This window comes from Pseudomonas sp. No.21 (genome assembly GCF_054558415.1).
On record NZ_BAAJNO010000004.1, the window covers coordinates 121,143 to 147,465 of the forward strand.

The following is a 26,323-nucleotide window of genomic DNA, read 5'->3' on the forward strand; positions in this document are numbered from 1 at the left end:
CCGAATTAGCCAGGAACTGTCATCTTTCGCGGCTCAGGCTGCTTGATGGTGCGAGCGACCTCTATGGTGGTGAGCGCCAGGCTTGCTGACGCAGAAGTCGGGGCTCCTATGCCCAACAGTCACCACTGCGCCATCTGCTACGACCACATAGGCATTCTGAGCCTTCTCGGCCAATTGCCGTTCGGCAGAAGAGAGCGTGAGCAACAACCGCTTAAACCGAGCCCGATCAAAGAAGTACACCTGGGCTCCACGATTCCAGGTATGGCAGCCAAAATCCAAGAGCCACAGAACCTGCTGCTGCCGAATTCCGCGTTGGCTGCATCGCTGTATGGCATGTGCGGTGTACTCCATTGCCCTTCTCCTCTGCGCTATACCGACCCAATCCTGTCTGAGTTAGGCATCCCTGCCAGCGGATCCATCTAGCCCATTCAGTGGGCATAGCTGAAGGATATGTCGCCCAACTGGACACACCAATAATGGGCTTTCATACAGGTCAAGTTTTCAGACGGGTCAACGGAGTTGAGCTAGACAAAAGCCCACCTTACAGAGCATGGACCGGTTCATACACCAACTTTCGGCACACACCTAGCAAGGAAACTAATCGCGGCTTATTTTCTGGACACCGTGAGGATGACCGTGTCTTTGATCTGACACTTGCCTAGCTCACCGCTCATGCCCCAGTGATTAGATGACATGCGCCCCTGATTTACCGACGAGCCATGACCATCAAATACCTCCAGTACGGCATTCCAGAGACTCACTTTGGGGAGTTCATGACCAGGATCGAGACATAACAGATGGGTCAGTTGGAGCTCGCCATCCTGCAGCACGCCCTGGTACCCCACTCCTAACATCCAGTGGCCACCGCCACCAGGCCACTCAACACCAATAATTGGCATGTCTCCCGACTCAATGGCGTCTGCCACATTGTTGAGGATCTGCTTTTTCGAGCCATCGACATGTCGGGCCCGTAAGCCAGCCCCCTTGAAGTGATCGGTCAGCCATTTCAGGTCACCACCATCCGTCCCCTCACTGCTCATCACGCCAAAAGCGTATAGCCCGTCTCTAAAACGCCCCTGACGAGTACGACCATCCCACAGATCCATGCTCTTGGCCGACTTGCGCGTCATAAGCCCTAGGGCAATAAGCGCTGAAATCATGCAATACGGGCCACAGGCCCCATCCAAATCTCCCTGACGCAGATGGATCAGCTCTTCACTTTCAGAGGATACCGGCCCTTCAGCTGACGCCTTGAACAACGGGCTCACCAACATGGTTTGCATACTCACAACCTCCTTTTATCAGTCTGCAAAGAGCAGGCATGCTTGAAACGGGTACTCGAGCAAGGGGCTTCCTCTATGGGCAGGGCTCTAGTCCTTGCACGATTACTTCGCGGAGAAGCTCGTCTCGCGCTGCCTGCGTGCAATTGGCTAGCTCATGGAAAAAATGCAGGGAGTATGAATAGGCCAGTCGTCTCTTGACCCACATGGGATGAGGCAAGGGATAGCTCATAAAAAAGCGCCGTTCATAGCGCCATGCCATTCGCCCCACACGCATGCAAAACAGATCGTCCTGACCGAGCAGCAACTGCTCAACACGCCCTCTGCTATCGCCCCCATCAGACACTTCGACAGTTGCGAAGCGCCACTGCAGGACTTTCTCAATCTGCTGCAGGCGCGCCTCTCGATGTGTTCGAAACTCCATGTTTACCCTATCCAAGCACTGGCAGCTGCGCGACCAAGAGCTCTCGGTAAGAAGCCGAAACGCCCTAGCGCTCAACACATCGTCGCGATTGTTTCTGGGAGCAAACTGTCATGAAGGCAATCAGGGCAACGTGCGCGGGCTGGAAATGGCTCTGCCGGGGCTTCTGGTCGTGTCCCTACACCATCTGGATGCAGATACTCACAGCTCAGCAAATACCCCTCAGGACTCAACTCAACAGTAACGGTGCGATGAGGAGTGCCACCCTTCATCAACGATCGCTTATAGCCACAATGGCTACAAACATAAAAAAGAAACATGCGTGAAATCGGCCTATCCCGGGACGGAGACGTGGCGTGAATTTCGTATGTTCCCTCAGTTTTCAAAACCATCCCCTTCCAGATCAACCTAGGCCTAAAGGTCATCGGTAGCGCAAGAGGCTCGAGTAAAACAACCCTCGACCTCCTGAGCATTAAGAAAAAGTGCAGCTCCCTGCAGGACATCGCCTCTCAAGGTTTCTAACGAAGCGACCCCTGCAAGCCATCAACAGACTCAAGATCTTCGGCCAATTGCAGCAGTAGATTGTGAATTTGGGTTAGACGGCTCTCAAGCAGCTCGGCATACCCCAGCAGAATGTGCCTGGAAAGATCAGACAAGCTGCCAACCACCTCTGTATCCCCGTATACATCATCAAGAAAACTGGGGGCATCCAGGTGATTTACCACCTGCCTGAACTCTGCAAGATCAGACTCGGCATCACTCCATGCCTCCTCTTCGGAGCAACCCTCTTCTATTGCTCCGGCGTACGCCTGGAACACCTCAGCAATCCGAGAAGCCTGCTCGATCCACTCACTGATGCCTTCAAACGAGCGCCTATCAAAAATCATCTGCCGACTTTGCGTCAGCATCTTTTCCAGCTCTTCGCTCTGCTGCATGCGGCTTGGCGCAGGGTTGGTCATTGGACACCTCACTGGTAGGGAGCTGGCGTATGGTCACCAGCAGATGCGACAAAATAAGACGCACACGACACGAGTCAAAGCCCGTGTGTGGGCATGGATAAAGCGCCATCCTTGCACTCTCATCATCCGTGGCCGGCGAGCAGATGCGCCGAAATATTGCGGAGAGCATCCTCCCGATGTTTTGCAGCTGCGACATGGCGAGGATGACTCGTGCGATAACACAAGGTATCGCCCAGATAAAACTCCCACAGTGCCTTCTTTTCCAGCACTCGACTACGGTCTATCAGCCCATCCAAGGATCGTTTTAGATCCGCGTCATAACGCCAGCCCGTGACAAATATGATCGACCGAGGCCGTATGATCCTCAACTGCTCACGCAGCAACTGTATAGACAGCTCCTGCACTGCTGCAAAAGACGTGGAGTCCCTCTTGGGTGAACCCTTCTTATAGGCCACCGCGAATAAATTGCCCCAGCCGATTTCCTCACGCGGGCAGCCAAGCTTTTCCGCGGCATATTGGTGAAAGCGCCCAAAGCAGGATCGACCAGGCGGCACGTCTAGATACGCCTGGTGCTTACGCATGGAATCCTCAATGTAGTCTCTCAGATCTCCGTCATGGATCTGCTTGAAAGAGCCATTCCAGGCTCGGGTCTCCATGCCAACGATCATGAGCCTCATCGGCTTTTCTGCTGCCGAGGGCAAGAACACTCCGGTCAACCCTTCGCTACAGCCTTCAAACTTGGCAAGCATCTCTTGGCTAAGTACCGTTTGGTAGGCATCCCCAAGACGCTGTTTTATATGCACCGACTGCATTAACACTACTCCCTGGCTACCAACCTCGACGGGCCCGAACCATAACGTCACCACCCCCATTCGGCAGCCAGACGACAGATGGTCTGGACTGCTCCAACCGCAAAACACCATCGCGGCAATTTTGCTCCTGACATCGCGCTCGATAGATGATCAGGTCATCCAGAAGAGCGAGTACAGAGTCTTTAAAACCTGACGCATCCAGGGTTTCAAGATCAGCGCCCGAAAAGAAGAAAGAGGCTGCGTCGAGTCGATTTTCAGCGGCCACGCTGTGGAACACGATTTCCCCGTCCACAGCGGTTCCCTTCAAAAACTGCTCGCACAGTTGCGCCAACCGAAAACTCTCGAACGCAAAGTCGTACGACTCCTGCACACACCACCTCCTATGCCCCGATGCGCTTACTGTGCCAATTCGCTGGGCTCATGCCCAACCAAAGCCAGTTCAAGATCTGCTCGATCCACCCAGGTTTCGTCCAGCTCACCTTTAACTGCCACACCCAACTGACGGAAGTCGCTGACCTGTTTGACGAGATTGGCCTTGCCGCTGACCAGTTGATCACGCGCCTTGCGGTAGGCGTCCTGGGCCTTGTCCAGGCTGTTGCCGATGGCATCCATGCTGCCGAGGAAGGTGCGCAGCTTGTCGTACACCTTGCCGGCACGCTCGGCCAGCTCGGCGGTGTGTTTGTTTTGGTCTTCGAAACGCCAGAGCTGACGGACGATGTTGAGGCTGGTGAGCAAGGTGGTCGGAGTTGCGACCAGTACGTTCTGCTCGATAGCTTTTTGGAACAGAGTTTCGTCCGCCTTGAGCGCCTCGACGAAGGCCGACTCGATGGGGACAAACATAAACACCATCTCTGGAGCATTCAGACCCGGTAGATCGAAGTAATGGCGGTCAGACAGCTCCTTGATGCGCTGGCCGATGGCCGTGACGTGCTCATTGAGAGCCAGGCGCCGCTCGGCATCATCCTCGGCATTGATGTAACGGGTATAGGCGTTAAGCGAGACCTTCGCATCGATAATCAGGTGCTTGCCCTGCGGCAGGTAGACGATCACGTCCGGGCGTTGGCGATTCTCCTCGCCATTGATGCTGACCTCACGTTTGAAGTCGCGCCCGTTGACCAACCCGGAGCGCTCTAGGACGTTTTCCAGCACCAGCTCGCCCCAGTTGCCCTGGGTCTTCTTCTGGCCCTTGAGTGCGGTGGCCAGGTCATGCGCCTCCCGAGTGATCTGCTGGTTGAGTTCCTTGAGGTGCAGCAGCTCCTGGGTCAGCGCGGCCTGCTGCTGGACATCCTTGTGGTGGATGTCTTCGACCTTGGCGCGGAAGCCGTCGATCTGCTCGCGGAAGGGCTTGAGCAGCGCATCCAGCGACTGCTGGCTGTGTTGCGAGAAAGCTTGGCCTTTGGCCTCGAAGATTTGCCCAGCAAGCTGCTCGAATTCCAGCTTGAGCTGATCGCGGTTTTCCTTGAGCAGTTGCTGTTGCTCGGCGAAGTGTTGCTGCTTCTGCTCCAGGCTGCTGCTGAGGGTGGCGTGCTCCTTGGACAGGCTAGCGAACTTGTCCTGCATCACCTCGTGACTGTTTTGCAGGCGCTCATGGGCCTGCTTGAGCTCGGCGTGCTGCTGCAGCAGCTGGCCATGCTGAGCACGCGCCGCGCTGGCCTGGCTTTGCGCATCGGCCAACTGGGTGAGCAGTTGTTTCTGCTCATCGCGCAGGCCAGCGAGCTCTTCTTGGGCAAAGTCCAGCTGTCGCTGTAGCTGTTCGGCATGGGCCTTTTCCGCTCGTGCGGCAGCCGTCTGCTCACGCAGATCAGCTTCTTGCTGCTGATTCTGCTGCTGCAACTGCCCCAGCTGTAGCTGGTAATGCTGCAGAGTGGCCACGGCTTCTCGACGGCGCATGATTTGCCAGAACAATGCCAGCGCCATCACGCATACCGACAGCAGAGCGATACCCGCTACTCCCCAAGACATTCCAATACCGTTCACGATGCTTCTCCTTTTCGTGGCGGTCACTGCGCCAACTTGAATGACGCCACCAGAATATGTAGCTTAAGACGACGCATCCACAGTGTTTACTCGTACAGGTAAAGTTTTCGAGCAGATGGAGAGGCCATGAAACGCAAGCAAGCAATCGAATCCGTGCGCTGGGATCTGGCACTGCGCTACCGACTGATCGAGACAGTCGCCTGGTGGGAAGGCCGTTTGACCACAGGCCACCTGATACAGAGCTTCGGTATCAGTCGCCAACAAGCCTCGAAAGACATCAACTCCTACATTAACGAGTACGCGCCGAAGAACCTGGAATACGACAAGCACTTGAAAGGGTATGTGCCGAGCCGCCACTTCAAGCCACTGTTCATTGACGACAGCGCCAGCGCTTATCTACATCTGCTTAATCAAAACTATGAGCGGGCACCCCATATCGATGGGCTAGCCCTAGCCTATGCCCACACCGAAGTACTGGGCGTACCGGATCGATCTGTTCGCCCAGAGGTGTTGCGTCCCCTGCTCAAAGCCTGCCGAGAGGGGCTGCGACTGGAATGCGAGTATGTGTCTTTCAGCACCCCGGACGTTGAGACCAGGTTGATTGCTCCACACACACTGATCTACACAGGTATGCGTTGGCATGTACGCGCTTACTGCGAGAAGAACCGGGACTACCGCGACTTCGTTCTGAGCCGTTTCCGCGGCGAGCCTGAATTGATAGACGATGAGACCGAAAACACACGAGAACAAGATCCAGGCTGGACGACCCAAGTACAGGTCATCATAGAACCGGACACCCGCCTAAAAGCGGTGCAGCAGGCCATCATCGAAACTGACTATGGGATGCAGGATGGTCGCCTGATTATCGAAACCAAAGGTGCGCTGGTGCAGTACGTTCTACAGCGCTACCAGATCGACCCAACCAAGGTACATACCAAGGCGGCGGCACAGCAGATTGTGGTAGTAAATCTGGATGAACTACAGGACTGGCTTTACCACTGAGACTGGCCAGTTATCAGTGTGGACTCAACCGTATGCCATCCCCTACGGCTAGCCCCCCAAATGCACTAACTAATTCAAAGCGACACCGCACGCATCGATAAGCACAGGATTGCCGCCATGCCGAAGAAACCCAGGGAGACCAGGGGCGATAGCCGACCTCCAGAAACTTCCCGCTTGCACAATGACGACTTGTTCACTGACCTCTCCTCTCCGCAGAAGGGGGAGGTCAGTGCTGCGCTTAGCGACGAGATAAATTCGCACCGGGCCAGGCTAGCGCCGTTTTTCAATGGGCACGCCAAGCCTAACCCTTCGGTAAGTTTCGCTAACGACGGCACTGGCTTCGGGAAGTCCTACAACGTGTTCGACCAGTTCATCGAGCACGCGGCAGTACGTGGCGAACGTGGTGGCCACCGCAATCTGTTCTTTATCACCCCGCACAAGGCACAGATAGACGTCTCTAAGGCAACCCAGGAGAAGGCGGCCGCTCGGGGCGTCAGTATCCTCAGCTTCCTGGCGGAACAGGACTTATCCGACCTCAATTTTGTCGGTTGGGTATCGGGTGTTTGCAATGAAGATCTATACGTCGGCTGGACGAGGGCTCTCAAAACTGACTACTACCGCGAGACTATTGGCGAACTGAGTAGCGCGATTAGTGGACTCAAGATCACTGAGGCGGAGCAGACTCGATTCCTGAAGTCAGGGGTCACCGACTATCTGCGAGAAGCTGACCTTGAGCGTCGGATTGATGCCGCTAAAAGCCGGCTGCTCTATGCGTTGCAAGACTTGGCCAAGGCTGCAATCCGGGAGAAGAATGGTTTTGATTTCCAAACCATCCACGAGCGTTTTCAGCGTGCCAAGGACGACCGTGATCGGGCCAAGATCCAAATCATCGATCACGTTCTACCGTTCGAGCGGGCCAAGGTGGGACCTACCATCTTCGTTGCCACCACCGCCCGATTTCTGAAGCGCGCGTTCATCGGGTATTTAGACAACAAGAAAGAACCCAATATCAAGAAGCTGGGTTTTGACGAAATTCTCGGAGCTAAGCGCAGCCCAACCGATGCGGATGAGGAAGCCGCTGCCCCGATTGGGGCAGCCTGCAGCCTGAGCCATGATGAGCAAATTGCGTACCTGAAGAGTGACTTCTTCCTCCCCGACGAGGCCAACTATTTCCAGCTGAACGGAATCACCTTCAACCTCGTCATCGACGAGGAGCACGACAGCTACGACCGGATTTTTGAGGACGGTAAGAAGAAGCTGATCAGCGAGAAGGTCAAGCCCCCTCATGTTATTGCCGGCCTCCACCGCCTGATGGAAATGATTTCGGCAACGTATGGCCCTGACGAGGAGGAGCCCATCGCGTTCAACGAAGCTGTTGAGCTGATGAATGATCTCCGCCGGCATTACGATGAGGACTGCGAAACCAGCGTCAGCCTGGACTCCATTCTGCAAATGTGCTCCGGGAATGTCGGACACATCACCATCGACAACCGTGATGTCGAGCAGATCCTCGCTTTGTCACGCAACATCTTCAGCATGACGCCAAGGCGCTTCTACAACGAGGATGCCCTCAAGCGTATTCGAATGCAGTCTGTCTGCGGCAAGAGCGAGATCCGCCTGTCCTTCAATGATGGTGGCCCCAGCACAGACCCAACTTTGCACGACTTCTTGCAAGTCATGCTTTGTGCTCTTTACGCCTGCTCCAAGATCCCTCAAAACAGCTCGCTAAGACATTTGCTGGCGCTGGGCGAGGATGCCAGTCAGAACGCCCCACTTTCTGAGTTCATCACGAAGGCTCGTCAGCATAGCTCATATGTCGCATCCATCTTCGACCGCGCTAAGGACGCCGAGATTTTCGTAGATGCGTTCTTCACCTTCTTCGCTCCCAAAATCGTGTTTTCACTGGTCAAGGTGGACAAGATTCCCTTCGGAAATGACGCGGTGAAGAACCGTATTTTTGTCGACTTCCACCTCGACCTGATCCTGGAACTACCTGAGGTCAAACTACTTCGTATCCTGCATGGAACACAGAACAGCGCGATGTGCCTGAGCGCCACAACGGGCTTCAAGGACTCCTACTCAGGGAACTTCTCCAGGAAAATGCTGAGCCGCTATGGGGAAGCGCTTGGCGATAACCTTGGTGTACGAGTCATTCAGCGGTCTGTAGCGGACGTAAGTGCAATGGAAGACCTCCGTGAGGCCCGGGCCAAAGCCAGAACGATGCAAGTCAGGCCCTTCCACAACACCTCTGCAGATGACATCAGCGGTCTGCGCAGCGATCCTGCCTTCCAGAATGCTTACAAATTCTGGTCAAACGCCCTGCTTCCTCAGGGCTACCGTGAAAGCAAGTATCGAATGTCAGCCTACCGCCGGCAGATCGAGGCCATGCTCATGGCCGCCTGGGATGGAAAGAACACCTTCATTCTCTCCCTGAACAACCGTTTTGCAGATCTTTTTAGAGCCTTGTTGGCACAGGGCCTTGAGGGTCGTTTGAAGGGTTTTCGGAGCAAGCACAAGGATAAGATTTTCGAGCTGAAACCTTTTGAGGACAAAACTAGGATCAGGGTCATCCTCTTCAGCTCCCAGTTGGCTAAAGAGGTCGATATCGACGAGTACCTTAAGGTTGATGCAGATACTCGCATTTGCCTGATCTCCGCATATGGCAGTGCTGGCACCGGCCTCAATCTGTTCATTGAGCGAAGCGAGGACAACTTCCACCAAGATTTCGACCGTCTGGTGCTAGTCAATACCCCCTTCTATAGCGCGATCCGCGAGAAGGACACCGGCCTCAACACCGTCAAAAACCATATTCTCCTGCTAAAACACATCTCATCCGGGGAGAACGAGGCCGTTCGTTTATCTGAGTTCGACTCAAACCTGATGCAGCCCAAGAATCGCCGCATCCTGAACCACGAGCATGATCTAGCCGTGCTCAAGGCCATCATCCAGGCTGTAGGTCGCGTTGAAAGACGGGATAGCTATCTCCACACCGAAATCTTCCTACCGAGTGACGTCATCGACGACTTGGTGGTGAGGTATAGCCGGCTTCGCCGTGAAGGTAACGACCTTCTCATCAACAGCCTTTCGCTACTGAATCACAGGCTCATGCAGTTCTGCCTGGAACAAGCGGAGAAACGCTGCTTCCCATCCGAAGTAGAACGCGAGCAGTTCACCGCCAACGTAGCCGCCGCTGCTGAAGACATCGAAAACTTCTTCAGCGGGGCATTCCGAAACAAGATTCTCAGCAGCGCGCGTGAAGGCAACCGGGATGCCATTGAGCTCAATGAGCTGCTCAGGTCACCCGAGAGCATCACCGCCCCTGAAAAGTACGTTCGCAAGCTCCTGGCCTCTCCTCTTGTAAAAGCCTCCAACTACTACCAAGAAGTCATTAGTGCCTTTTACCTTCCGAGGCAGGTAACAGATCGAGTCACCGTCTGCACGACATCGGAAAGCTTCTACCACCTCACCGACCTGCTTCATGGGCAAGCTGTCTATCAGCCCGGTAAATGGCTGGTTCCTGACTACGTGCGCACCGACGGAAAAAACACTGACTCAGGGCCTGGCATCGTTAATCTAGCGTGCAACATGGCCAGTGATGGGGTTGATGTGCACCTACCTAACCCGGCCCTCATCCCGCTCCTGAAGGGGAACGTGGGGGAATTCATTTTCTCGAAGGTGCTCTCCGCACTGGGGATCAAACCACTGAACCTGAATCAGTTGATCGATCTTCTAGGACCCGCGGTGTACGAGTACTACGACAGCTACATCCACGTTGATGACACCATCATCTGCATCGACGTGAAGCGGTGGTCGGGTACCCTGGACAACCACGAACAATCTCTCAAAACCCTTCACAGAGCGGAGAAAAAAAGGCGGGACATGTATGAGCTGTGTAGAGCACTGAACCTGACTCCACGCTTCCTCTATGTCAACACGCAACCCAACCACAACGACCTAAATGCCGAGCGCGAGTTTAATTTCGGGGAGTCAATCCACTTCCTAAACGCTTTCAAGACGATCACTAGCTACGTCCCTACCAAGGACAAGAACCGCATCTTTAAAGTCGATGACCGCTTGATGATCAACCCTACTCTGGAACTGCTGCTAAGGAGCGCGGAATGACCATCTTCAACGTCCTGGAACCAGGAGCAGCCGCCAAGGCCCGCACCAACATGCTGAAGCTACCCGGTGACCTGGAGACCATCATTGATCGCTTGTCGGCCCCCACCGAAGGGGTTGGGCATATTCAGGCAGCCGTGGTTGAGGTAACCCGTAACTCCGACGAGAGGACCGAGAGGTACTACCAGCGCGTTGACTCGACCATCAAGGACTTCATCCGCAAGAAGCTTGGCCTTTCTGCCTCCACCAACGTGCACTACAGCAAATTCAACGCGAGGAAGGGGGTTTTCGGTTTCCTATATCTGAGCGCCCTCCCCCCCGAGCCTGGCCAAGTTCGTGAGGTCATCGCTGAGCATTCGCTGAATCCTCTCTACGCGATTCAGGCCCTGCTGGACCTGAAACTCAAACTTTCGTTCCTCATGGACGTAGACAAGCACTACGTAATTGCCCCGGTCGAGTTCAATGCTGACCTGTACATTGGACTGATGCTGAGCCGCACATCCAGGGACGGAAAATTTGTCTTCGATGCACTGGCGTACGACCTGTTCTTCTCCAAAGAACAGGAGCTCGCCATTAAGCTCAATCGAGTGGTCATGGAATGCTCCTCCACACAGGATTCCATCAGCCGATCGATCACAGACAGCGGCGAGCTCATGTTCGACTGGGCCGGGAAGCGATTCGAGCGCACCCGCCGGCTCAGCGCGACAACGAACAGTGATCGCAACTACATGGCCTTCGCCACGAACAATGAAAATGCCAAGGCCTGCGATCGCTATGAAAACAGCATCAACTACCATCAAACCGACTGTATCAATCGAATCGAGCGCTTACTGGATCTCTCAGGGGTTGAATTTATCCCTGTCGTGTACGAAGCCACTCACCAAGTCAAAGCCTTCTTGGAAGGGCTTCCGACCATGTCCAACCCACTTTGGCTGCTCGACACTGTCACGAGCTATTCAAGTGATGAGGCCCGATTTGGCTTCATCAGCGAGCTCGTCGACAGGTTTGGAGCATCAAAAGTACTGACCGCCGACTCCCTTCCAGACCCCACACAACTGAATGTGGGCACAACGAACTATCTGGTTCTTAGTGAGAAGGTCAAAACCGTTGGGGGGAGCAAGAACGGATCCAGCATCTTTGACACCTCCATCGACGAGTCCTTCAACTCCTTCTGGCAAGCTCTTGCTGCCAAGCAACGCAACCCCACAGCGGAGTTCGACTACTACACGTCGGTGAAGCTGCATCGCTTCGTCCAGTCTATCGGCAGCATCTGCCAAGGGTTCAACGTAGTCGCCAGCAAGCTGCCATCTGAGGCAGCCATTGAAAAGTCCTTGCAGGAACTAGCCCTGAAAGAGGCAATCCATAAGGACAAAGCCGTAACCATCAGCGAAGCAACGCTGCCCACGATGTCCCTAGAGCTGATGAGTTGCCGGAGGGACTGGAAGGAGAACGTCTATATCCAGGTTCTGGATGTATCCGTTGCCGGCGAGACAATCAAAATTGAGCAATCGCGCCGATACGACGATGCCTCCAAGGGGGAGTTCAACTACGAATTCAAGAAGCTCAGTACCACTCTCGGTAAAGGCGATGCGAAGCCCTTCGATGTCATTTGGGATGGGGCGTTCCTGATCCGCGACAAAGAAACAAACGCCTGGCTAAGCGCTTACAGAACCGACCGGATACCCTCGATCATCGGGAACACCCTGTTCGACAACCAGGAGCGTCAGGACAACGGCATGCCTCCGTCACGAGAGGTCGGCATCCAAATATCTGCCCTCCCGTACTACCTCACGCCAACCAGGCAGAAACAGCGCCATAGCATCTTCATCCAAGATAACGGTACTGAAGGGGCCTGGTTCTTTGTTGCGTCTAACAAAGCGGCCAACAACACCATCCCGAAACAGAGCCTCGTCTACAACGTAGTAATCACGAACGACTCCGGAGCGAAGGTTCCCGTCTTGAGCCACCCGCTGGGCGAGATGTTCTTCTCTACGTTCACCTTCGACATAGTGAAGCTCCGGGAATCGGCCAAGACTTCGATCCTTCAGAAAATCGTGGAGCTCTGTCTGCACAACTGAGCGAAGTGGCCGGCGTAACGCCGGCCACCTTTAAGCCCGTACAACGGTCCTGAAGCGCCGTGTGAAGACGTTAATGCACACCCTGCCAGATCTCGTTGCCCTCAATAACCTGTGTAAACGCCTGAGCGCTGAATCCATGGGGATAAAGAGAGCCAGGCTCTTCCTCTTGGTCAAAAGGCCTCAGGTAGTGCTGCTCATCGCGCAACGCGACCTCCATTACTTCCCGCGAGACAACACGAAAGCCATCGACAGTCTCACCATCGAGCTCAATCGATGTATCGACGATCCAGCAATGCAGCGCCTGGATGCTATCAAGCTCGCCGATCCCCAATCGGGAGCGTAAATCAGGGACCATCTGCAACGCCTGAAGCACCTCTGGCCGTTTACGCTTCAACTGCCTAGCTGCCTTGCGTAGGGTATTGGTTCGGTGCAGCCAGACCTCATGACGTGATGAGCGGATAAATCCCGACTTCACTTCAAGCAAAAGCAGCACACCGTCTAGATGCGCCAACACATCAACTTCTCCGGCATCTGGCTCGCCACTTATAGGCGGCTGGAAGCCCACCAGGACATTGAACCCTCGGCGCCTGAGCGACTCAGCCAGTTCGTGCTCAACCCTTTCTGTTTCGCTACGCAGTTCCGTCCGACGCCCCTCAACGCGCCGCAAATTATTCACCGCAGCCGTCAGGCTATTCTGCCGACCGGCAACCCAGGGAAACTGAAAGCTGAAACGACCAACCTTGTAAAAAGGACGCTCGTACAAGCGCGGCGTTGGCATGTTCGGTGTTTGCTTGATCTGAGCGGATAGCGTCTGCAGATCACTGGTCCAGAACTGCAAAATTGCTTTGGCAGCCTCAAGATCGCCTGAAGGATGCCTATCGCTAACCGTCCAGCCGCTGATCCGCTGAACTTTTGCCGGCTGATCCGACCAGGTCATGGGAAAGCGATTCTCGCCCGCTACCAGCCCGTCAAAAGCAAGCCGCCCGAGTGCCGCCAGGGGCGAATCGAGCTCTTCTAGGTACTGATAGTAGGGTTGCAGATATGCCTGCTCGAAAAAAGCCATGGTGAGCTCGCTTGCAAGCATGGCGTGCCTCAGTTGAACCTCCACTCCATTATTCAGCCTGACCCTCTCTCCAATACCGAAGACCACTTGCAAGTAGAGTTGACTGCGCATGGCCTTGATGTAAGCGAGCTGATTTACCTCATGGTTTTCAGGGCTGCCAATGATCTGCCCGGCAAGATCCGAAACGGCAAACAAATCAATCGCACGGTACATCCAATAGCACCAGAGCAACTGGCTCTTACGCTCCGTGCGCTGCCAGCGCAGCGTACCTTCATCAGTCTTATTGAAGATTACAGATTGCCCAGGCTTGAGCTGATACGAGCACTCCTCGTCGAAGCAAAACCAATCAATGGACCCTTCGTAATCGATTCGTTCGCGCATCGCAGCGACCAGAATGGCGACAGTCTCCAGATTGGCTAGGCATTGACGCTCCTCGCCAGGCTGGGGAAACAACATAGGTGACAGATGTCGCCTTAGGGAGCGTCCAAGCACCTCCTCGGAGAGCCGGAAATCAGACTCCTCGCTTGCTTCCAACTTGCGCAAAATGACCCGTTCATAAACGCCCCAATCGCGGCCTGCCATCTCAGCGTCAACCTCTGCCAAGCGGCTGTAGGCCAGCACACTTAGATAGGAAAGCAGCTCAATCAGAGAAAGCGATTTAAGCTTTTTCTCAGCCTGAACGATCGCCTCATCAAACGGTTCCAGCTGTTGCAACAGACGCCCACAAACCCCAAAAAACTCCATCCACTCAGCGCTAGAGAGTGACTCATGGAGATGACGCCAGGGCTGAGAATCAACGCGAGTGAAGAGCTTTGAGTAGCGGATGGCCCAGCGCAACTGGTCAGCATGATGGGCAGCCAAATGATCCAGCAGCTCCGTACTCATCACATCGTCGAAATGCAGCACGCGTGCTATCGCTTGGCTGACCAACTCAGCTCCAGCGACGCTATCTTGCTCCCACCAGAAATGAGCAGCGACAAGACCAGCAGCACGATTGCGCGCCGAGTACTTTCCCTGGGGTCGCTGATCCAGGAAGTCGTGTAGACACTCATTGAGCGCCTCAGCAGCACTATGGTGCCGCCGATACTGTGCGTACTGCCCCTGAAAATACTCCTGACAGCGCTTATCGGCTTCGAGCACGAGTTTCTTCCTTGCTACTTCTGAAACGTGTTGGTTGTCGAGGGCAAATTTAACACTGAGAAGCAAACCGAATGTCAGGCTGAGGCGTCATGCCTCGCCATGGAACCTGGCTCCGCGATGGAATGAAAGCGATAGATCGATTGAAGAATATTTCAGACCTAGATCACTAAAGGGAAGACGGGCAGGTATCACCCGCTTCAGCCCCTTCCCTAGATTTAGGAGTCTGAACAATGTCGATCTATTGCCCTGCGTGTCGCTCCGGGCACATCACCACCCGCAATATCGCTCGCAAGCTGGGCGGAACCGTCGGTGCTGTCGGCGGTGCCGCAACAGGCGCGGCCAGTGCAGTCAGCGGAGCGCAAAGCGGCGCAGCCATAGGCGCGGTAGCTGGACCATTGGGCGCCGCGCTAGGTGGCCTTGCTGGCGCAATTCTCGGCGGTCTGGCAGGCGGTGCCGTGGGCAGTCTCGCCGGCGCCCATATGGGTGAAGAAATCGATGCCCGCGTACTCGACAACTTCGAGTGCCAAGCCTGCGGTCATGTTTTTTCGGCGACCGATAGCTAGAGCCCTTTGCCCCCTCACGACTTATCCCACTCATGTTTCCAGGCGCTTTAACTCGGTACTGGAACCGGGATTCGATGCGCCCGCCAGAAAACCTGGCAAGGAGTTTCTATGGCTCATCTCATTGAAACCATGGCTTACGCTGGCGCCACTCCGTGGCACGGCCTCGGCAATCAACTCACCCAGCAACAGCCCATCGAGGTATGGCAACGCGAAGCCGGCATGGACTGGCAGATCCTTGAAAGCCCGGTTCACTTTAAATCGGATGCCATTGGCCACTTGGGTACCATCCATTTGTTCCCCGAGCAGAAAGTGCTTTTCCGCTCTGACACCAAAACACCACTGTCCGTGGTCTCCAGCCGCTATCACACCGTCCAACCGCGCGAGGTGCTGGAGTTTTATCGTGACCTCACCGAGGTCTCCGGCTACGAGTTGGAAACTGCTGGCGTGCTCAAGGGCGGGCGCAAGTTCTGGGCTCTAGCGCGCACCGGGCAAGGTGCGGCACTCAAAGGTAACGACCAGGTCAACGGCTACCTGCTGCTCGCAACCTCCTGCGACGGCACCCTGGCTACCACCGCAACACCCACCACGGTGCGCGTGGTCTGCAATAACACACTGACCATAGCCCTGGACGGCACCAGCCGAGCGATCAAGGTGCCGCACAACACCCGCTTCGATCCAACGGCAGTGAAGAAGCAACTCGGTATTGCCGTCTCGCAATGGGATGACTTCATGTACCGCATGCGCACCCTGGCCGAGCGCAAAGTGAAGCCCAAGGAGGCGCTTAGCTTTATCACTGCAGTGCTGGGCGACAGCTCGCCCAAGAGCCAGCAAGCTGAAGTAGTGCCCAACATCCGCGCTATGCAGAAGGTGGAAAGCCTGTACCAGGGCCGCGGACGCGGTAGCGCGCTGGAGTCAGCCAACGGAACTGCTTGGGGGCTGCTCAACGCCGTGACCGAGTTCGTCGACCACGAGCGTCGTGCGCGCAGCAACGAGTACCGCATGGACTCGGCCTGGTTCGGCCAGGGTGCACAGATTAAGCAGCGTGCGCTGGATGCTGCTTTGAGGTTAGCAGCCTGACCGCGGTACTACGGCATACCCGGCCTATCTGGGCTGGGTGGCTGTTCGACCTCGGACCGGAGTTCGTCAATAATCACACACCACCATCTAGAAGGATCTTCACGTTGAAACAGATAGCTATCATTGCGTTGCTCGCACTCGCCATCAGCGGATGCGACAAACCCAAAGAAGAAACCGTACAGACAAATCAACCTCCGGCAATGTGCACCAAGGATACGGATTGCAAAGGCGACCGCATCTGCGAAAGCGGACAGTGCATGTCCCCCACACCACAGCCAGCCGCGGCTACCAAACCTGAGTTACTTGCACCAGCAGCCCCCAGCATTGCCTACGAGGCGCTACTGATTTCGGACGATGCAGCGGGTCCCTTCAGCATCGCCCACATGGATCTCGGCACTGCACTCAACTACCAATCCAGAGCTGGGGTGGTCAACCTCATGGAGTCGGTCGTGCAGGATCCCGAAGCCACCGGCTACGTCGCAATCGAAAAAGCCTATGCCTTTGGCCCAGACAAATTTGTCCTGATTGTCTCAACCGGCGAGAGCGGCAACTCCTGCCCGGCAACGACATACGTCTTTAGCTACGACACCAAGAGCGAAATTGTCGATGGCAAAGCCAGCATTGATGGCTGCTCGGAAACCGTCGAAGCCTTTGCTGAAGGCAACAAGCTAAGCATCAAGAAAGAAGGGGCAACCACCGTCGTTTACAACGGCAAAGTTATCTAAAAGCGCCCGCCTCTTACCCCCTAAAACCACGCCCGGTCAGCTTCGCGCTGACCGGGCTTTTTTATGTCTCTGAGGTATGCACATGAAAGCCACTTCATTGAACGGCAACACCCGCAAGACCCGCCCTGCCCTGCGTCTAGTGAGCACCAAGGAGCTACCTCGCGAGGACTGGCTGGCAATTCGCAAGCAAGGTATCGGAAGCTCCGATGCTGCCGCGGCAGTCGGCCTGAATCCGTACAAGTCGCAGCTAGAGCTGTGGCTGGAAAAGACCGGGCGCGATGCTGGCATGCCCAAGGCCGACCCTCAGGATAAGGAGAGCCCGATGTACTGGGGCAACGTCCTGGAGCCCATCGTGGCCTGGCACTACAGCAAGCGCACGAAGCACAAGGTACGGCGGATCAATGCCGTATTGCAGCACTCCGAGTTGCCCTGGATGCTGGCCAACATCGACCGCGAAGTGATCGGCGCTGACGATGTGCAGATCCTCGAATGCAAGACCGCCGGCATAAATGGCGCACGCCTCTGGAAAGAGGGTGTGCCGGAGTATGTACAGCTCCAGGTGATGCACCAACTCGCCGTTACTGGCAAGCAAGCTGCTGATGTGGCGGTGCTGCTGGGTGGCCAGACGCTGGAGATCCATCGCATCGAGCGGGACGAGCAGATGATCGCTCGCCTGATCGAGTTGGAGCGCCAGTTCTGGCATTACGTGGAAAGCGACACGCCACCGCCAGCCGATGGTACGGCCTCCGCTGAAGCCGCCCTGCGCTGCCTCTACCCAGAGGACAGCGGGCAGACCGTCGACCTCAGCCAGCATGCTGGCCTGACCGCGGCCTATATCGAGTTGAAAGCCGTTCGGCAGTCGATTGCTGATAAGGAAAAGCGCGAGGCCGAACTCAAGCAGATGCTGCAGCAGGCCATGGGCGACGCCAGCCGGGCGGAGTTCTCCAATGGCTATGTCAGTTGGCGCAAGGCCAAGGACAGCGTAGGGCTCGATGTCGCCCAACTGCTCAAGGACAAGCCATACCTGCAGGCCAAGTACCCGCTGTTGAAAACCGGAGCACGGCGCTTTCTCGTCGGTTGACTCCCTTCACCCTCTCACGCCCTTCCCCCTTGGCCAGTCCATGCAGTTCGCACTGCGTGGCTGGCCTTTTTTATTTCCAGGAGAACCACCATGCTCAAAGGTCTGGCTATCACCCCGCCGGTACTCGGGCGGATTTCCATCGGCAAGGTCATCGAGAAGAACGGCAAGCGTCTGCCGGAAAAGGATGATCAGTTCACCATCACCTCTCAGGTGCAGGGCAAGGATGGCTGGCTCCTGCACCCACTGAATGATGAGCTGCGCCAAAGCGATGGAGACAAGCTGCGCAGCATCCCCATACGCCTGTTGTTCAACGAGCCAGAGCTGAACTTCCGCGCCGACTACACCCTGTTCGATCGGCAGTCCGGGCGACCGCTGTGCGTTGGTAATGGCGAGACCTGCAAGCGCGTCACGCAGGACGGCATGCAGTCTCTGCCCTGCCCTTCACCAGATGCCTGCTCCTTGGCCAAGGGCGGAGCGTGCAAGCCCTATGGCCGACTCAACGTGGTGATTGGGGACGAGGATCCGCTGGGCAGCTTCGTCTTCCGTACCACCGGCTTCAACAGCATCCGCACCCTCGCCGCTCGGCTGCATTACTTCCAGGCCATCTCGGGCAATCGCCTGGCCTGCCTGCCGCTGGAACTGCGCCTGCGTGGCAAGTCCACTCGCCAGAGCCACGGCACACCGATCTTTTACGCTGACCTGACAGTCCGCCACAGCATGGACATGACCCAAACGCTGCAGGCGACCCAAGAACTCGATGCACAACGACAAGCTACGGGCTTCGATCAGGCTGCGCTGGATGACGCAGCACGTCGAGGCTTTGCCAATGGCGCCTTCGAAGACAGTGAGGAAGACGCGGGCGCCATCGCCGAGGAGTTCTACCCCACCGATAGCGGCAGTCCTGCCGACACCTGCCAAGCCGCAACGAAAACCAGCTTGAGCGAGAAGTTGGAATCACAGGCTCAACGGCTCTGCGCCACATCTAATCAGGACCAAGGACACCATCATGAAACTGCACAAACTGAAGGCCAGTGAGCCAACCGGCACCTACCTGGTTGAATCGCCTGTCACTGAAGCTGACATCCTGCTGATGGCTCGGCAACTCGCCAATCAACGCCTTCGTCGGGGACGGGCACTGACCTCTCCACGGGAGGTTTTTATCCATCTGCAAGCACTGCTGGCCGATTACGAGCACGAGGTCTTTGCTCTGCTGCTGCTCGACAGCAAGAACCGGGTGATCACGTTTCACGAAATGTTCCGAGGCACCTTGGACGGCGCAAGCGTTTACCCGAGAGAGGTGGTCAAGATGGCACTGGCGCACAACGCGGCAGCGATCATCCTGGTCCACAACCACCCTTCAGGTGATCCCGAGCCAAGCCATGCGGACCGCAACCTGACACACAAACTGCAGGAGGCGCTGAACCTGGTCGGCGTACGAACGCTCGACCATGTCGTGGTAGGCAAAGAAGGCTGCGTATCGCTAGCCGAGTCTGGCTACTTGTGAGGGGACCACCATGGAATGCTTGATATGCAACTCCTCGGCAGTTCTGACCCGAGACGCTGCAAGTGCCATTGCATGCGTGCTCGGAATGGCGGAGAGCGTCATCAAGGGAGCTCAGCGAGTCGCCGTCAGTGCCAGCTCAGCAGACGTTCAGCCACTGGCGCAGGCGCTGAATATGATCACTGGCGGAATATCAGCGATCTCGTCCGACTGGGAGGGTATCAACACCTGGATTCAGGACATGCAGAGGTATCAGTTCATGGGGCACACGTGTCTTTGCTTGCGCTGCGGAGCACTGTTCGATGCGCCCCAATCCAGCCCTTAGCTCAACTGCGTGCCAACCTTTCAACCAAACGCTCTACAACCTCCATCACCAGTTGCCTGTCGTCTCCGCCCAGGGAGGAAAGCAAAGCGTGGAGACGACGCGCCTGATCTTCTGGGCGATCACTCGCTTCTGTCAGTAGTTCAGCGGTTTCGCATCCAAAGACAGCGGCCAGCTCAACCAGTCGCTCGATGTTGGGCATCACCACCCCACGCTCTATTCGCGACACCGCTTCACTGCCTATCCCCAGTCGCTCGGCAACCTGCTCCTGGCTGAGTCCAGATTGCAGACGCTGCCGTGCAATCGCCCGCCCCACCACATCAGCCAGTCTCTTCGATTCGGTCTTTGACATCACACCCTCCAGTCACCCCAGATGGTCGTGTCACAACCTGTTGACATGAAGGACTCAAAGAACCGAGACTCAACCCTAAAGGTTGATAATCACCTCAAATTGCTCGATCACTGAGAAACACCTGGTCCCACTAATCGCAGATGGGGCCCCAATACCGAAGGTCTCTCACCGCACAAAAAGGTCTGGGCGTTGGCCTCATTTGCCGAGGCGAAATGCTCAATCAATGCAGATGAACAAAACCATCGGCATCACTTAAAAACGGAGTGCAGTAAATGCTGATAGCCATAGTTTGGATCACCTTGGCCGTGGTACTCGGTCTAGCCGCCAAAGGGAGCGGAAGATCATTCTGGATATGGTTCATTCTTGGAATGATCATCGACCCTATACTGGCCTGGATTGTTTATGTGATCGTCGTAAAGAGCCAATAGCGCTCGAAAGCCTCATGGCGCACTCAACGTGCGTCACGAGAGGCGAGTGCCACGGCCTGCGGAATCCCTCAACCTCGTGAGGGATTTTTTTTGCATCAAACGACATATTCTCAAAGCTATGCTGGAGGGATCTCTTCAAGAACGACGTCCATGTCGCGATCTACAGATAGCCAAACTGCCGACACTAAATGACTTGCACCTGATCTGAGCGGGCTGAGGCAACGTATGGCTCTACACCCATGATGATGGCCATGTAGAAGCGCCATGACCAATCATTAACGGGTCATGGCGCACATGGGGTGGCACTAGCACGCCAGACTCAGTCGACCTGGCTTCACTACTGTGCTCTGAGCCACATTGCGTTCTTCGATTCTGGCCATAATCCAGTCCTGCACTTCATCGTCCACCCAGCCGACACACCGCTCCCCCAAGGAGACGGGCTTCGGGAAGGATTCCTCCGCGATGTACTTGTAGACCGTTGAGCGTGCCAGCCCTGTTACCCGCATTACTTCTTTCAGTCGAATCAGTCTCATGATCGAAACTCCATTAGCTTGTCCCATGAGATGGCTCAGTCCTGTGAGGCTTGAATGCGACTGACTTGACTCATGCCGAAGTTCCTCCCGCCTTCACCATATCGCTTGGTGTGCAACTTGGCGAAATAACTGAGTCGATGAAAAACTCCATAGAACTGTCTGTCGGATAGAGGCCCATGACGCGTCAGTGCAGAAACCGGCCGAACCGGGAAGTAAACTCCCACCTGAGCCTGCCTCCAGTCGATATCCAACGCAGCACCCCAAGCCTTGCAAATTCGCCCCGAGAGCATTTCGTCATAGTTGCAGTCAGTCAAATGCAAGCGAGAATAATCCCCCAAACTAAAGTAAGCATCACGATTAAGCAGCAACGCAACGTGATAATGCGGGAAGCATGCATTATTCCATTCGCGAACCCATACATAGCGAAGCATTGGATCATAGCCTCGCTTACCAAGGCGCAAGTTAGTTGCTAACGCACTCTCAAGCTGACTTCTTAACGACTCAAAGAAATCGGTTATTGCACCAAGAGGCAAAATATTGCCTTGCGGCACTCGCAAATCAAAACGAAAGACACTCCAGCGAGGATGAATCGTCAAACAGTCAGTCATCAAGTCGTAGATACGCTGCAGATAGCTTGACTCGACTTCATACGATGACAATTGAACTGGCAGGCCTCGCCAAGTAGGCGACTCTTGTGGTGGCTGTATGTACATGAGGAACTCCTATGATGTGTTTCATAGGAGTTCTCATACCTGTCACCAATTACCAAACAAAGCATTCACTTTAACATTGAGACGAATAATATTAACTAACCAACACAAAAACACCCATTTCACATCTCTTCAGATACGTGAATCATGCGTGAACAGCCAGTTTAATGAGCACTCACTCAAAAAAACCACTCCGAACTTACCTCAAAATAACTAGGCCGCATCCATCACTTTATAGCCCATCAAAATAACGAGAGATAGACACAGACACAAGAAGTCAACACTATACTAGCCAACAACACAGCACAACCAGCCCACAACAATCACCCACCGCAATTAAGTGCCCCAATAGCTCTATATCAACCCATCAAACTGAAAGTCACATTCCAATTTTATCTAGACCGCACTAATAATTTGGTGCACATGCCCATCCCCAAGAAAGCAGCAAGACCCGGAAGCTCCCGAACGCCCCTGCCCTCCAGATATTTCTCTCCAATCCCCCTGGACGCGCAGCGAATCACTCGACTCTGCTGCTCTAGGTTGTATAGAAATACACAGCATAAATTCTGAAAACCATGCTATTTTCGCTATTAATAGCGAAAATAGCGAGGTTTAGAGAAATGTGCCCTACTGAAAATGAATCAGTGAACAGCGAATCAACCTCCAACCATGACAGCCACTGGCCCTCTTTTCGTGAGCACAGCTTGGTGGAGGCCGCGGTAATAGAAGCCGCTCGAGAACTACAGGTTTCTCGAGAGATGGCAATGATGAGTGCTTTCGGTGCGATGGCTACAGCCTGTCAGGGACTTGTCGACCTACAAATGCCCACCGGCCATAAAGTACCGACCTCGCTAATGCTGCTGACCATCGCAGACTCCGGGGAGCGCAAGACCACCACACAGAAGTATTTTTTCGAAGCGATTAGCACCGCAAATGATGCTGCTTACAAAGCCAACGAAGAATCCTTAGGAGAGCACCGAGTTAGTCATGAACTGTGGAAGGCTCATAAGCGACACCTCGAACGTATGTACAGTAAATGCGCAGCCCAAGAAGACAAAGCAGCTACACAGGCAGCCATAGAAGAGGTCGCGAAACATGTCAGAGCCGAACCGCAACCCAGCCGCTCAGGCAAATTTCTCTACGAGGACACCACCCCGCAAGCACTCATGCAAATGCTTTATGAAAACACACCCAGCGGCTGCCTATTAACCAGTGAAGCCAACAGCATTTTCAGTGGAAAAGCGTTAGGCGAACTCGACAAACTTAATACGCTATGGGATGGCAGCAGCGTGATTGTCGACCGCATTTCAAGGGAGGGTTTCGTTTTACAAGATGCTCGCCTCACCTTATCGCTAATGGCGCAACCAAGCGTGGTCAGTCGATTTCTAGGAAAACGAGGAGAGGAGGCTCGCGGCACAGGTTTTCTCGCCCGCTTCTTAGTCGTCAAGCCCCGCCCTATGGCCGGGCAGCGTGACCAACAAAAGCTGTCAGAACTACCACGCCAGAAAACCTTCAATGCCCGCATCCGTGAACGATTGGGTTCCGACAGCTCATCTAAACGCCAAGTCATACAGTTCTCGGAGCCGGCCGCAAACCTATGGTACCAGTACAGTCGGCAGCTTGAGCAGGAGATGCAAGAAAACGGTTTGTACCACTACCTGAAAGATCACGCGTCCAAGTTACTGGAAAACACGAGTCGCCTGGCTGCAATACTACATACCTTTGAGCGCAGCACAGACAACGATATCGAGATCGATAAAGCCACTCTAGAGTTTTGCTGGGATTTTACGCGGCGTTGCTCAGGGCACTTTATTGAGAATCTGGCCAGTGAACCGCAAATTATTTCAGATGCAAATAATTTGGCGCACTACCTGCTGAAGGAGGCTTACAAGGAAGAAAAGAACATAACCAATCAAAACAACAAATCACCCTTCATAACCTCAGACCAACAGCAGCCGCCAAATAATCTGAAAGCAGGGACAACAACCTCCTTCACACTAACCAAAGTTAAGCAACTTGGCCCCAGCAGCCTTAGAGGCCGGGCAAATTCCGAACGACTGGAGGCAGCGATCGAGTTACTAACCAAGCTTGGACATATCAAAAAGGAGGGAAGTGTTTATCAATTTAAAGAAACAATCTTGCTCCAAGGGAATAAGCCTAAATTAGAAAATGGGAAGACAGTCACCATTAAAGAACTTCCACTTTTCAGCGAGCAGGTGCAATGGGTGCCCGAGCGATCAGACCGCTGGAGCCGGCCAACTTATTACATTAAAATCGAGTAATTACCCAGCACGGTCATACATGTGCCCTATGTGTTACACAAAAAACTCTAACCCAACCTTAAAATTAGGCACCTCAAACTCCAATCTCTTCGGAGAGATCCTGCTGACGATACCTAAATGAGGCTTTCAATATTCTTTTCAATTCGCACCTGAATCGTGCGCAAGGTATCCCGGGTTATGCCACTGGAGAACTGTCGCCTAGCGCTCTCCGCGAAACCGCTGGCTACATGGCAGATCCGCTCAATGATGTCGGCAGCGCTTTTCGCTGACAGATCCGCCTCTTCGACTGCAAGCTTGAGTAGATGCTTGCGCGTGATGCGAAACGCCTCGCCCATTACGTCCATCTGGTGATATCCACCAGGCCCTTCGCAGAAGGTCACGTCGTAAGCCGGAGCCAACCTCCATTGGCCGCTCGACGACATGAGATAAGCAAAATTCTTGGAATGATCGTCGCGATTGTTAAACACCACGTTAAACACGATCCGCTCGAAAGCGATCGCCTTCTCCCGTACGTCATTGCAGCAGAACTGGGTCGCCCGCAGGAAATTGGTGTAATCCAGCGTACCGGGGGCACGGAAGTCCGCGCCGGTAAAAGCAGCGAGGCTTTGCATGGGGACACGCATGCCCTCTTGCCGGTCGAATCTGCGAGTAGCAAAAGCGGCCTGCCCACTCGGTAACTCGAAGTATTCGGTATCCGGGGTGTCGATAGCGCAATCGCGCAGGCACTGCGCGTAAACGGCCTCGATGGCACAAACCTCGGGATGCTCACCTGCCGCAGGAAACTTGACCAACCAGGCTTCCAGACCAGGTGCCGCCGCCGTACTGAAACGGCCGTGCTCTGCATCGCGATAGAGCAATGCCTTTGGCCGCGCGCCGTGTGGCGAGCCGCCCATCATCAGCAGTTGCTGCAGGAACTCACCGCCCTCACCTTTGAGCACGTCCTGGACTTCCGCAGCCAGTTTCTCAAGGGCAATCTCTTCGGGCGATGCGGACAGCTCCGGCGCCACAGGCTCGAACGACATCGCCCCCATGGCATGGGGACCGATGTAAGCCAAACGCTCCAAGGGGCCAATATGCGCAGGATTGAGACCACGGCGCTTGAACAGGCGGTCCATCAGCAGCATGCCCCAACCATCTGGCAACGAGTCATAGACTGGCCCTGGCAACCACAGCTGATGATCGGGAAAGTCCCTACGCAGTCTTGACCCCTTCAAAGGTAGGCGCAGGGCCGACAACTCTAACCCCCGCTCCAACGCCTCTTCGCTGTACTCAAAGGCAATCAGTGGGCGCCCGGTGAGCGCGGTCGAGGACACGAGCGAACCCCAGCGCCAATGCTCCCCCCAGCCATCGTAGTAGACGTCGACTCGCTTAGGCATTGTCGGACTTCCTTTTGACACGCTGACGCTGAGCGCCCTGCTCATAACGGAGAATGTCGTCCAGGCTGTCCAATCGCGGCATGAACAACTGCTCCAGCTCGTTAAGACGCCCCAATACCATGGCCACCCGAATCACGCTGTCGAATGCCACGCTGCGCCCCGCCTCTAGATTGGACAGAGTGCCAACTCCGATGCCAGCACGGGCAGCTACCTCGGCCTGAGTCATCTGCTGAGCCAGGCGCTCTTGGCGCAGACGCGCACAGAGCAGCTTGACGACTTCTTCTGGCTTGATAAGGCCTAAATTCATCATCTTGAGTCTTAAACCATAGAATCGCATTTAACATTTAGAATTATAGAGTTAAATCGAACCCCGGTAGAGAGGCAACCTCAGAAAACCGAGGCTTACCTCGAAAAACACCAGATAAAATTCAAAAATCTGGATTTGTATTGTCAACCAAGCGCCTGCTGCTCGAGATATCACTCAAGCCGTCGCCCTAATGGAGTCATCGGCATCGCCTGCCG

The 26,323-nt window shown here is 54.9% G+C and carries 22 protein-coding genes; 10 read left to right on the forward strand and 12 right to left on the reverse strand.

Annotated elements, in window-relative coordinates:
- Nucleotides 1–108 precede the first annotated feature (108 nt).
- Nucleotides 109–423, forward strand: a complete 315-nt coding sequence (locus tag ACYJSS_RS09035) for a hypothetical protein (RefSeq protein WP_271658399.1) — start codon at nucleotides 109–111, stop codon at nucleotides 421–423.
- A gap of 185 nt (nucleotides 424–608) precedes the next feature.
- Here ACYJSS_RS09035 and ACYJSS_RS09040 read toward each other — a convergent pair whose 3' ends face one another.
- The 5 genes from ACYJSS_RS09040 to ACYJSS_RS09060 form a co-directional block, all read right to left on the reverse strand.
- Nucleotides 609–1,283 carry a hypothetical protein gene (locus ACYJSS_RS09040; protein ID WP_271658400.1) on the reverse strand — a complete coding sequence of 225 codons (675 nt, stop codon included), beginning with the start codon at nucleotides 1,281–1,283 and terminating at the stop codon, nucleotides 609–611.
- 936 nt (nucleotides 1,284–2,219) lie between these two features.
- Nucleotides 2,220–2,660 (reverse strand): hypothetical protein, encoded by a 441-nt coding sequence (locus ACYJSS_RS09045; RefSeq protein WP_271658401.1) that lies wholly within the window; start codon nucleotides 2,658–2,660, stop codon nucleotides 2,220–2,222.
- Nucleotides 2,661–2,782: 122 nt separating this feature from the next.
- A complete protein-coding gene (locus ACYJSS_RS09050) occupies nucleotides 2,783–3,472 on the reverse strand; it encodes a hypothetical protein (protein WP_271658402.1) in 690 nt (229 codons plus the stop codon).
- Between the two features lie 16 nt (nucleotides 3,473–3,488).
- Nucleotides 3,489–3,842: a hypothetical protein gene (locus ACYJSS_RS09055; RefSeq protein ID WP_271658403.1), complete on the reverse strand. Its 354-nt coding sequence runs from the start codon at nucleotides 3,840–3,842 to the stop codon at nucleotides 3,489–3,491.
- Nucleotides 3,843–3,868: 26 nt separating this feature from the next.
- A complete protein-coding gene (locus ACYJSS_RS09060; RefSeq protein WP_271658404.1) occupies nucleotides 3,869–5,449 on the reverse strand; it encodes a DNA recombination protein RmuC in 1,581 nt (526 codons plus the stop codon).
- 126 nt (nucleotides 5,450–5,575) lie between these two features.
- Here ACYJSS_RS09060 and ACYJSS_RS09065 point away from each other — a divergent pair, with 126 nt between their 5' ends.
- From ACYJSS_RS09065 to ACYJSS_RS09075, 3 genes are all read left to right on the forward strand, one after another.
- Nucleotides 5,576–6,451 (forward strand): WYL domain-containing protein, encoded by an 876-nt coding sequence (locus tag ACYJSS_RS09065; RefSeq protein WP_271658405.1) that lies wholly within the window; start codon nucleotides 5,576–5,578, stop codon nucleotides 6,449–6,451.
- 117 nt (nucleotides 6,452–6,568) lie between these two features.
- The gene (locus ACYJSS_RS09070) at nucleotides 6,569–10,573 is read left to right on the forward strand and encodes a hypothetical protein (protein WP_271658406.1); all 4,005 of its coding nucleotides are present in this window, start codon (nucleotides 6,569–6,571) and stop codon (nucleotides 10,571–10,573) included.
- Nucleotides 10,570–12,648, forward strand: a complete 2,079-nt coding sequence (locus tag ACYJSS_RS09075; protein WP_271658407.1) for a hypothetical protein — start codon at nucleotides 10,570–10,572, stop codon at nucleotides 12,646–12,648. Before ACYJSS_RS09070 ends, ACYJSS_RS09075 begins: the two co-directional genes overlap by 4 nt.
- A 70-nt stretch (nucleotides 12,649–12,718) precedes the next feature.
- On the opposite strand, the gene ACYJSS_RS09080 is transcribed toward ACYJSS_RS09075, so the two are convergent.
- Both ACYJSS_RS09080 and ACYJSS_RS09085 read right to left on the reverse strand, forming a co-directional pair.
- Nucleotides 12,719–14,851, reverse strand: coding sequence for an NERD domain-containing protein (locus tag ACYJSS_RS09080; RefSeq protein WP_271658408.1), 2,133 nt, complete (start codon nucleotides 14,849–14,851; stop codon nucleotides 12,719–12,721).
- Between the two features lie 407 nt (nucleotides 14,852–15,258).
- On the reverse strand, nucleotides 15,259–15,390 hold the full coding sequence (locus ACYJSS_RS09085) for a hypothetical protein (protein ID WP_333945553.1): 132 nt from the start codon (nucleotides 15,388–15,390) through the stop codon (nucleotides 15,259–15,261).
- 132 nt (nucleotides 15,391–15,522) lie between these two features.
- On the opposite strand from ACYJSS_RS09085, the gene ACYJSS_RS09090 reads away from it, so the two are divergent.
- The 5 genes from ACYJSS_RS09090 to radC all read left to right on the forward strand — a co-directional run bounded on the left by ACYJSS_RS09090 (nucleotide 15,523) and on the right by radC (nucleotide 19,801).
- Nucleotides 15,523–16,491, forward strand: a complete 969-nt coding sequence (locus ACYJSS_RS09090) for a DUF932 domain-containing protein (RefSeq protein ID WP_271658410.1) — start codon at nucleotides 15,523–15,525, stop codon at nucleotides 16,489–16,491.
- Between the two features lie 104 nt (nucleotides 16,492–16,595).
- Complete coding sequence (locus ACYJSS_RS09095; RefSeq protein ID WP_271658411.1) at nucleotides 16,596–17,216, forward strand: hypothetical protein; 621 nt, start codon at nucleotides 16,596–16,598, stop codon at nucleotides 17,214–17,216.
- 82 nt (nucleotides 17,217–17,298) lie between these two features.
- Nucleotides 17,299–18,297 carry a YqaJ viral recombinase family nuclease gene (locus ACYJSS_RS09100; protein ID WP_271658412.1) on the forward strand — a complete coding sequence of 333 codons (999 nt, stop codon included), beginning with the start codon at nucleotides 17,299–17,301 and terminating at the stop codon, nucleotides 18,295–18,297.
- 90 nt (nucleotides 18,298–18,387) lie between these two features.
- On the forward strand, nucleotides 18,388–19,332 hold the full coding sequence (locus tag ACYJSS_RS09105; protein ID WP_271658413.1) for a recombination directionality factor: 945 nt from the start codon (nucleotides 18,388–18,390) through the stop codon (nucleotides 19,330–19,332).
- The gene (radC, locus tag ACYJSS_RS09110) at nucleotides 19,304–19,801 is read left to right on the forward strand and encodes a RadC family protein (protein ID WP_271658414.1); all 498 of its coding nucleotides are present in this window, start codon (nucleotides 19,304–19,306) and stop codon (nucleotides 19,799–19,801) included. The genes ACYJSS_RS09105 and radC overlap by 29 nt, the downstream gene beginning before the upstream one ends.
- 323 nt (nucleotides 19,802–20,124) lie before the next feature.
- Here radC and ACYJSS_RS09115 read toward each other — a convergent pair whose 3' ends face one another.
- From ACYJSS_RS09115 to ACYJSS_RS09125, 3 genes are all read right to left on the reverse strand, one after another.
- Complete coding sequence (locus tag ACYJSS_RS09115) at nucleotides 20,125–20,472, reverse strand: helix-turn-helix domain-containing protein (RefSeq protein WP_271658415.1); 348 nt, start codon at nucleotides 20,470–20,472, stop codon at nucleotides 20,125–20,127.
- Between the two features lie 733 nt (nucleotides 20,473–21,205).
- A complete protein-coding gene (locus tag ACYJSS_RS09120; protein WP_271658416.1) occupies nucleotides 21,206–21,433 on the reverse strand; it encodes a helix-turn-helix transcriptional regulator in 228 nt (75 codons plus the stop codon).
- Nucleotides 21,434–21,468: 35 nt separating this feature from the next.
- Nucleotides 21,469–22,146: an inovirus Gp2 family protein gene (locus tag ACYJSS_RS09125; protein ID WP_271658417.1), complete on the reverse strand. Its 678-nt coding sequence runs from the start codon at nucleotides 22,144–22,146 to the stop codon at nucleotides 21,469–21,471.
- Between the two features lie 641 nt (nucleotides 22,147–22,787).
- Between ACYJSS_RS09125 and ACYJSS_RS09130 the strand changes: the two genes are divergently transcribed.
- Nucleotides 22,788–24,425, forward strand: coding sequence for a YfjI family protein (locus ACYJSS_RS09130; RefSeq protein WP_271658418.1), 1,638 nt, complete (start codon nucleotides 22,788–22,790; stop codon nucleotides 24,423–24,425).
- A gap of 113 nt (nucleotides 24,426–24,538) precedes the next feature.
- On the opposite strand, the gene ACYJSS_RS09135 is transcribed toward ACYJSS_RS09130, so the two are convergent.
- Together ACYJSS_RS09135 and ACYJSS_RS09140 are read right to left on the reverse strand one after the other, a co-directional pair.
- Nucleotides 24,539–25,801: a type II toxin-antitoxin system HipA family toxin gene (locus tag ACYJSS_RS09135; RefSeq protein WP_271658419.1), complete on the reverse strand. Its 1,263-nt coding sequence runs from the start codon at nucleotides 25,799–25,801 to the stop codon at nucleotides 24,539–24,541.
- A complete protein-coding gene (locus ACYJSS_RS09140; RefSeq protein WP_061904596.1) occupies nucleotides 25,794–26,111 on the reverse strand; it encodes a helix-turn-helix domain-containing protein in 318 nt (105 codons plus the stop codon). The genes ACYJSS_RS09135 and ACYJSS_RS09140 overlap by 8 nt, the downstream gene beginning before the upstream one ends.
- Between the last annotated feature and the right edge of the window lie 212 nt (nucleotides 26,112–26,323).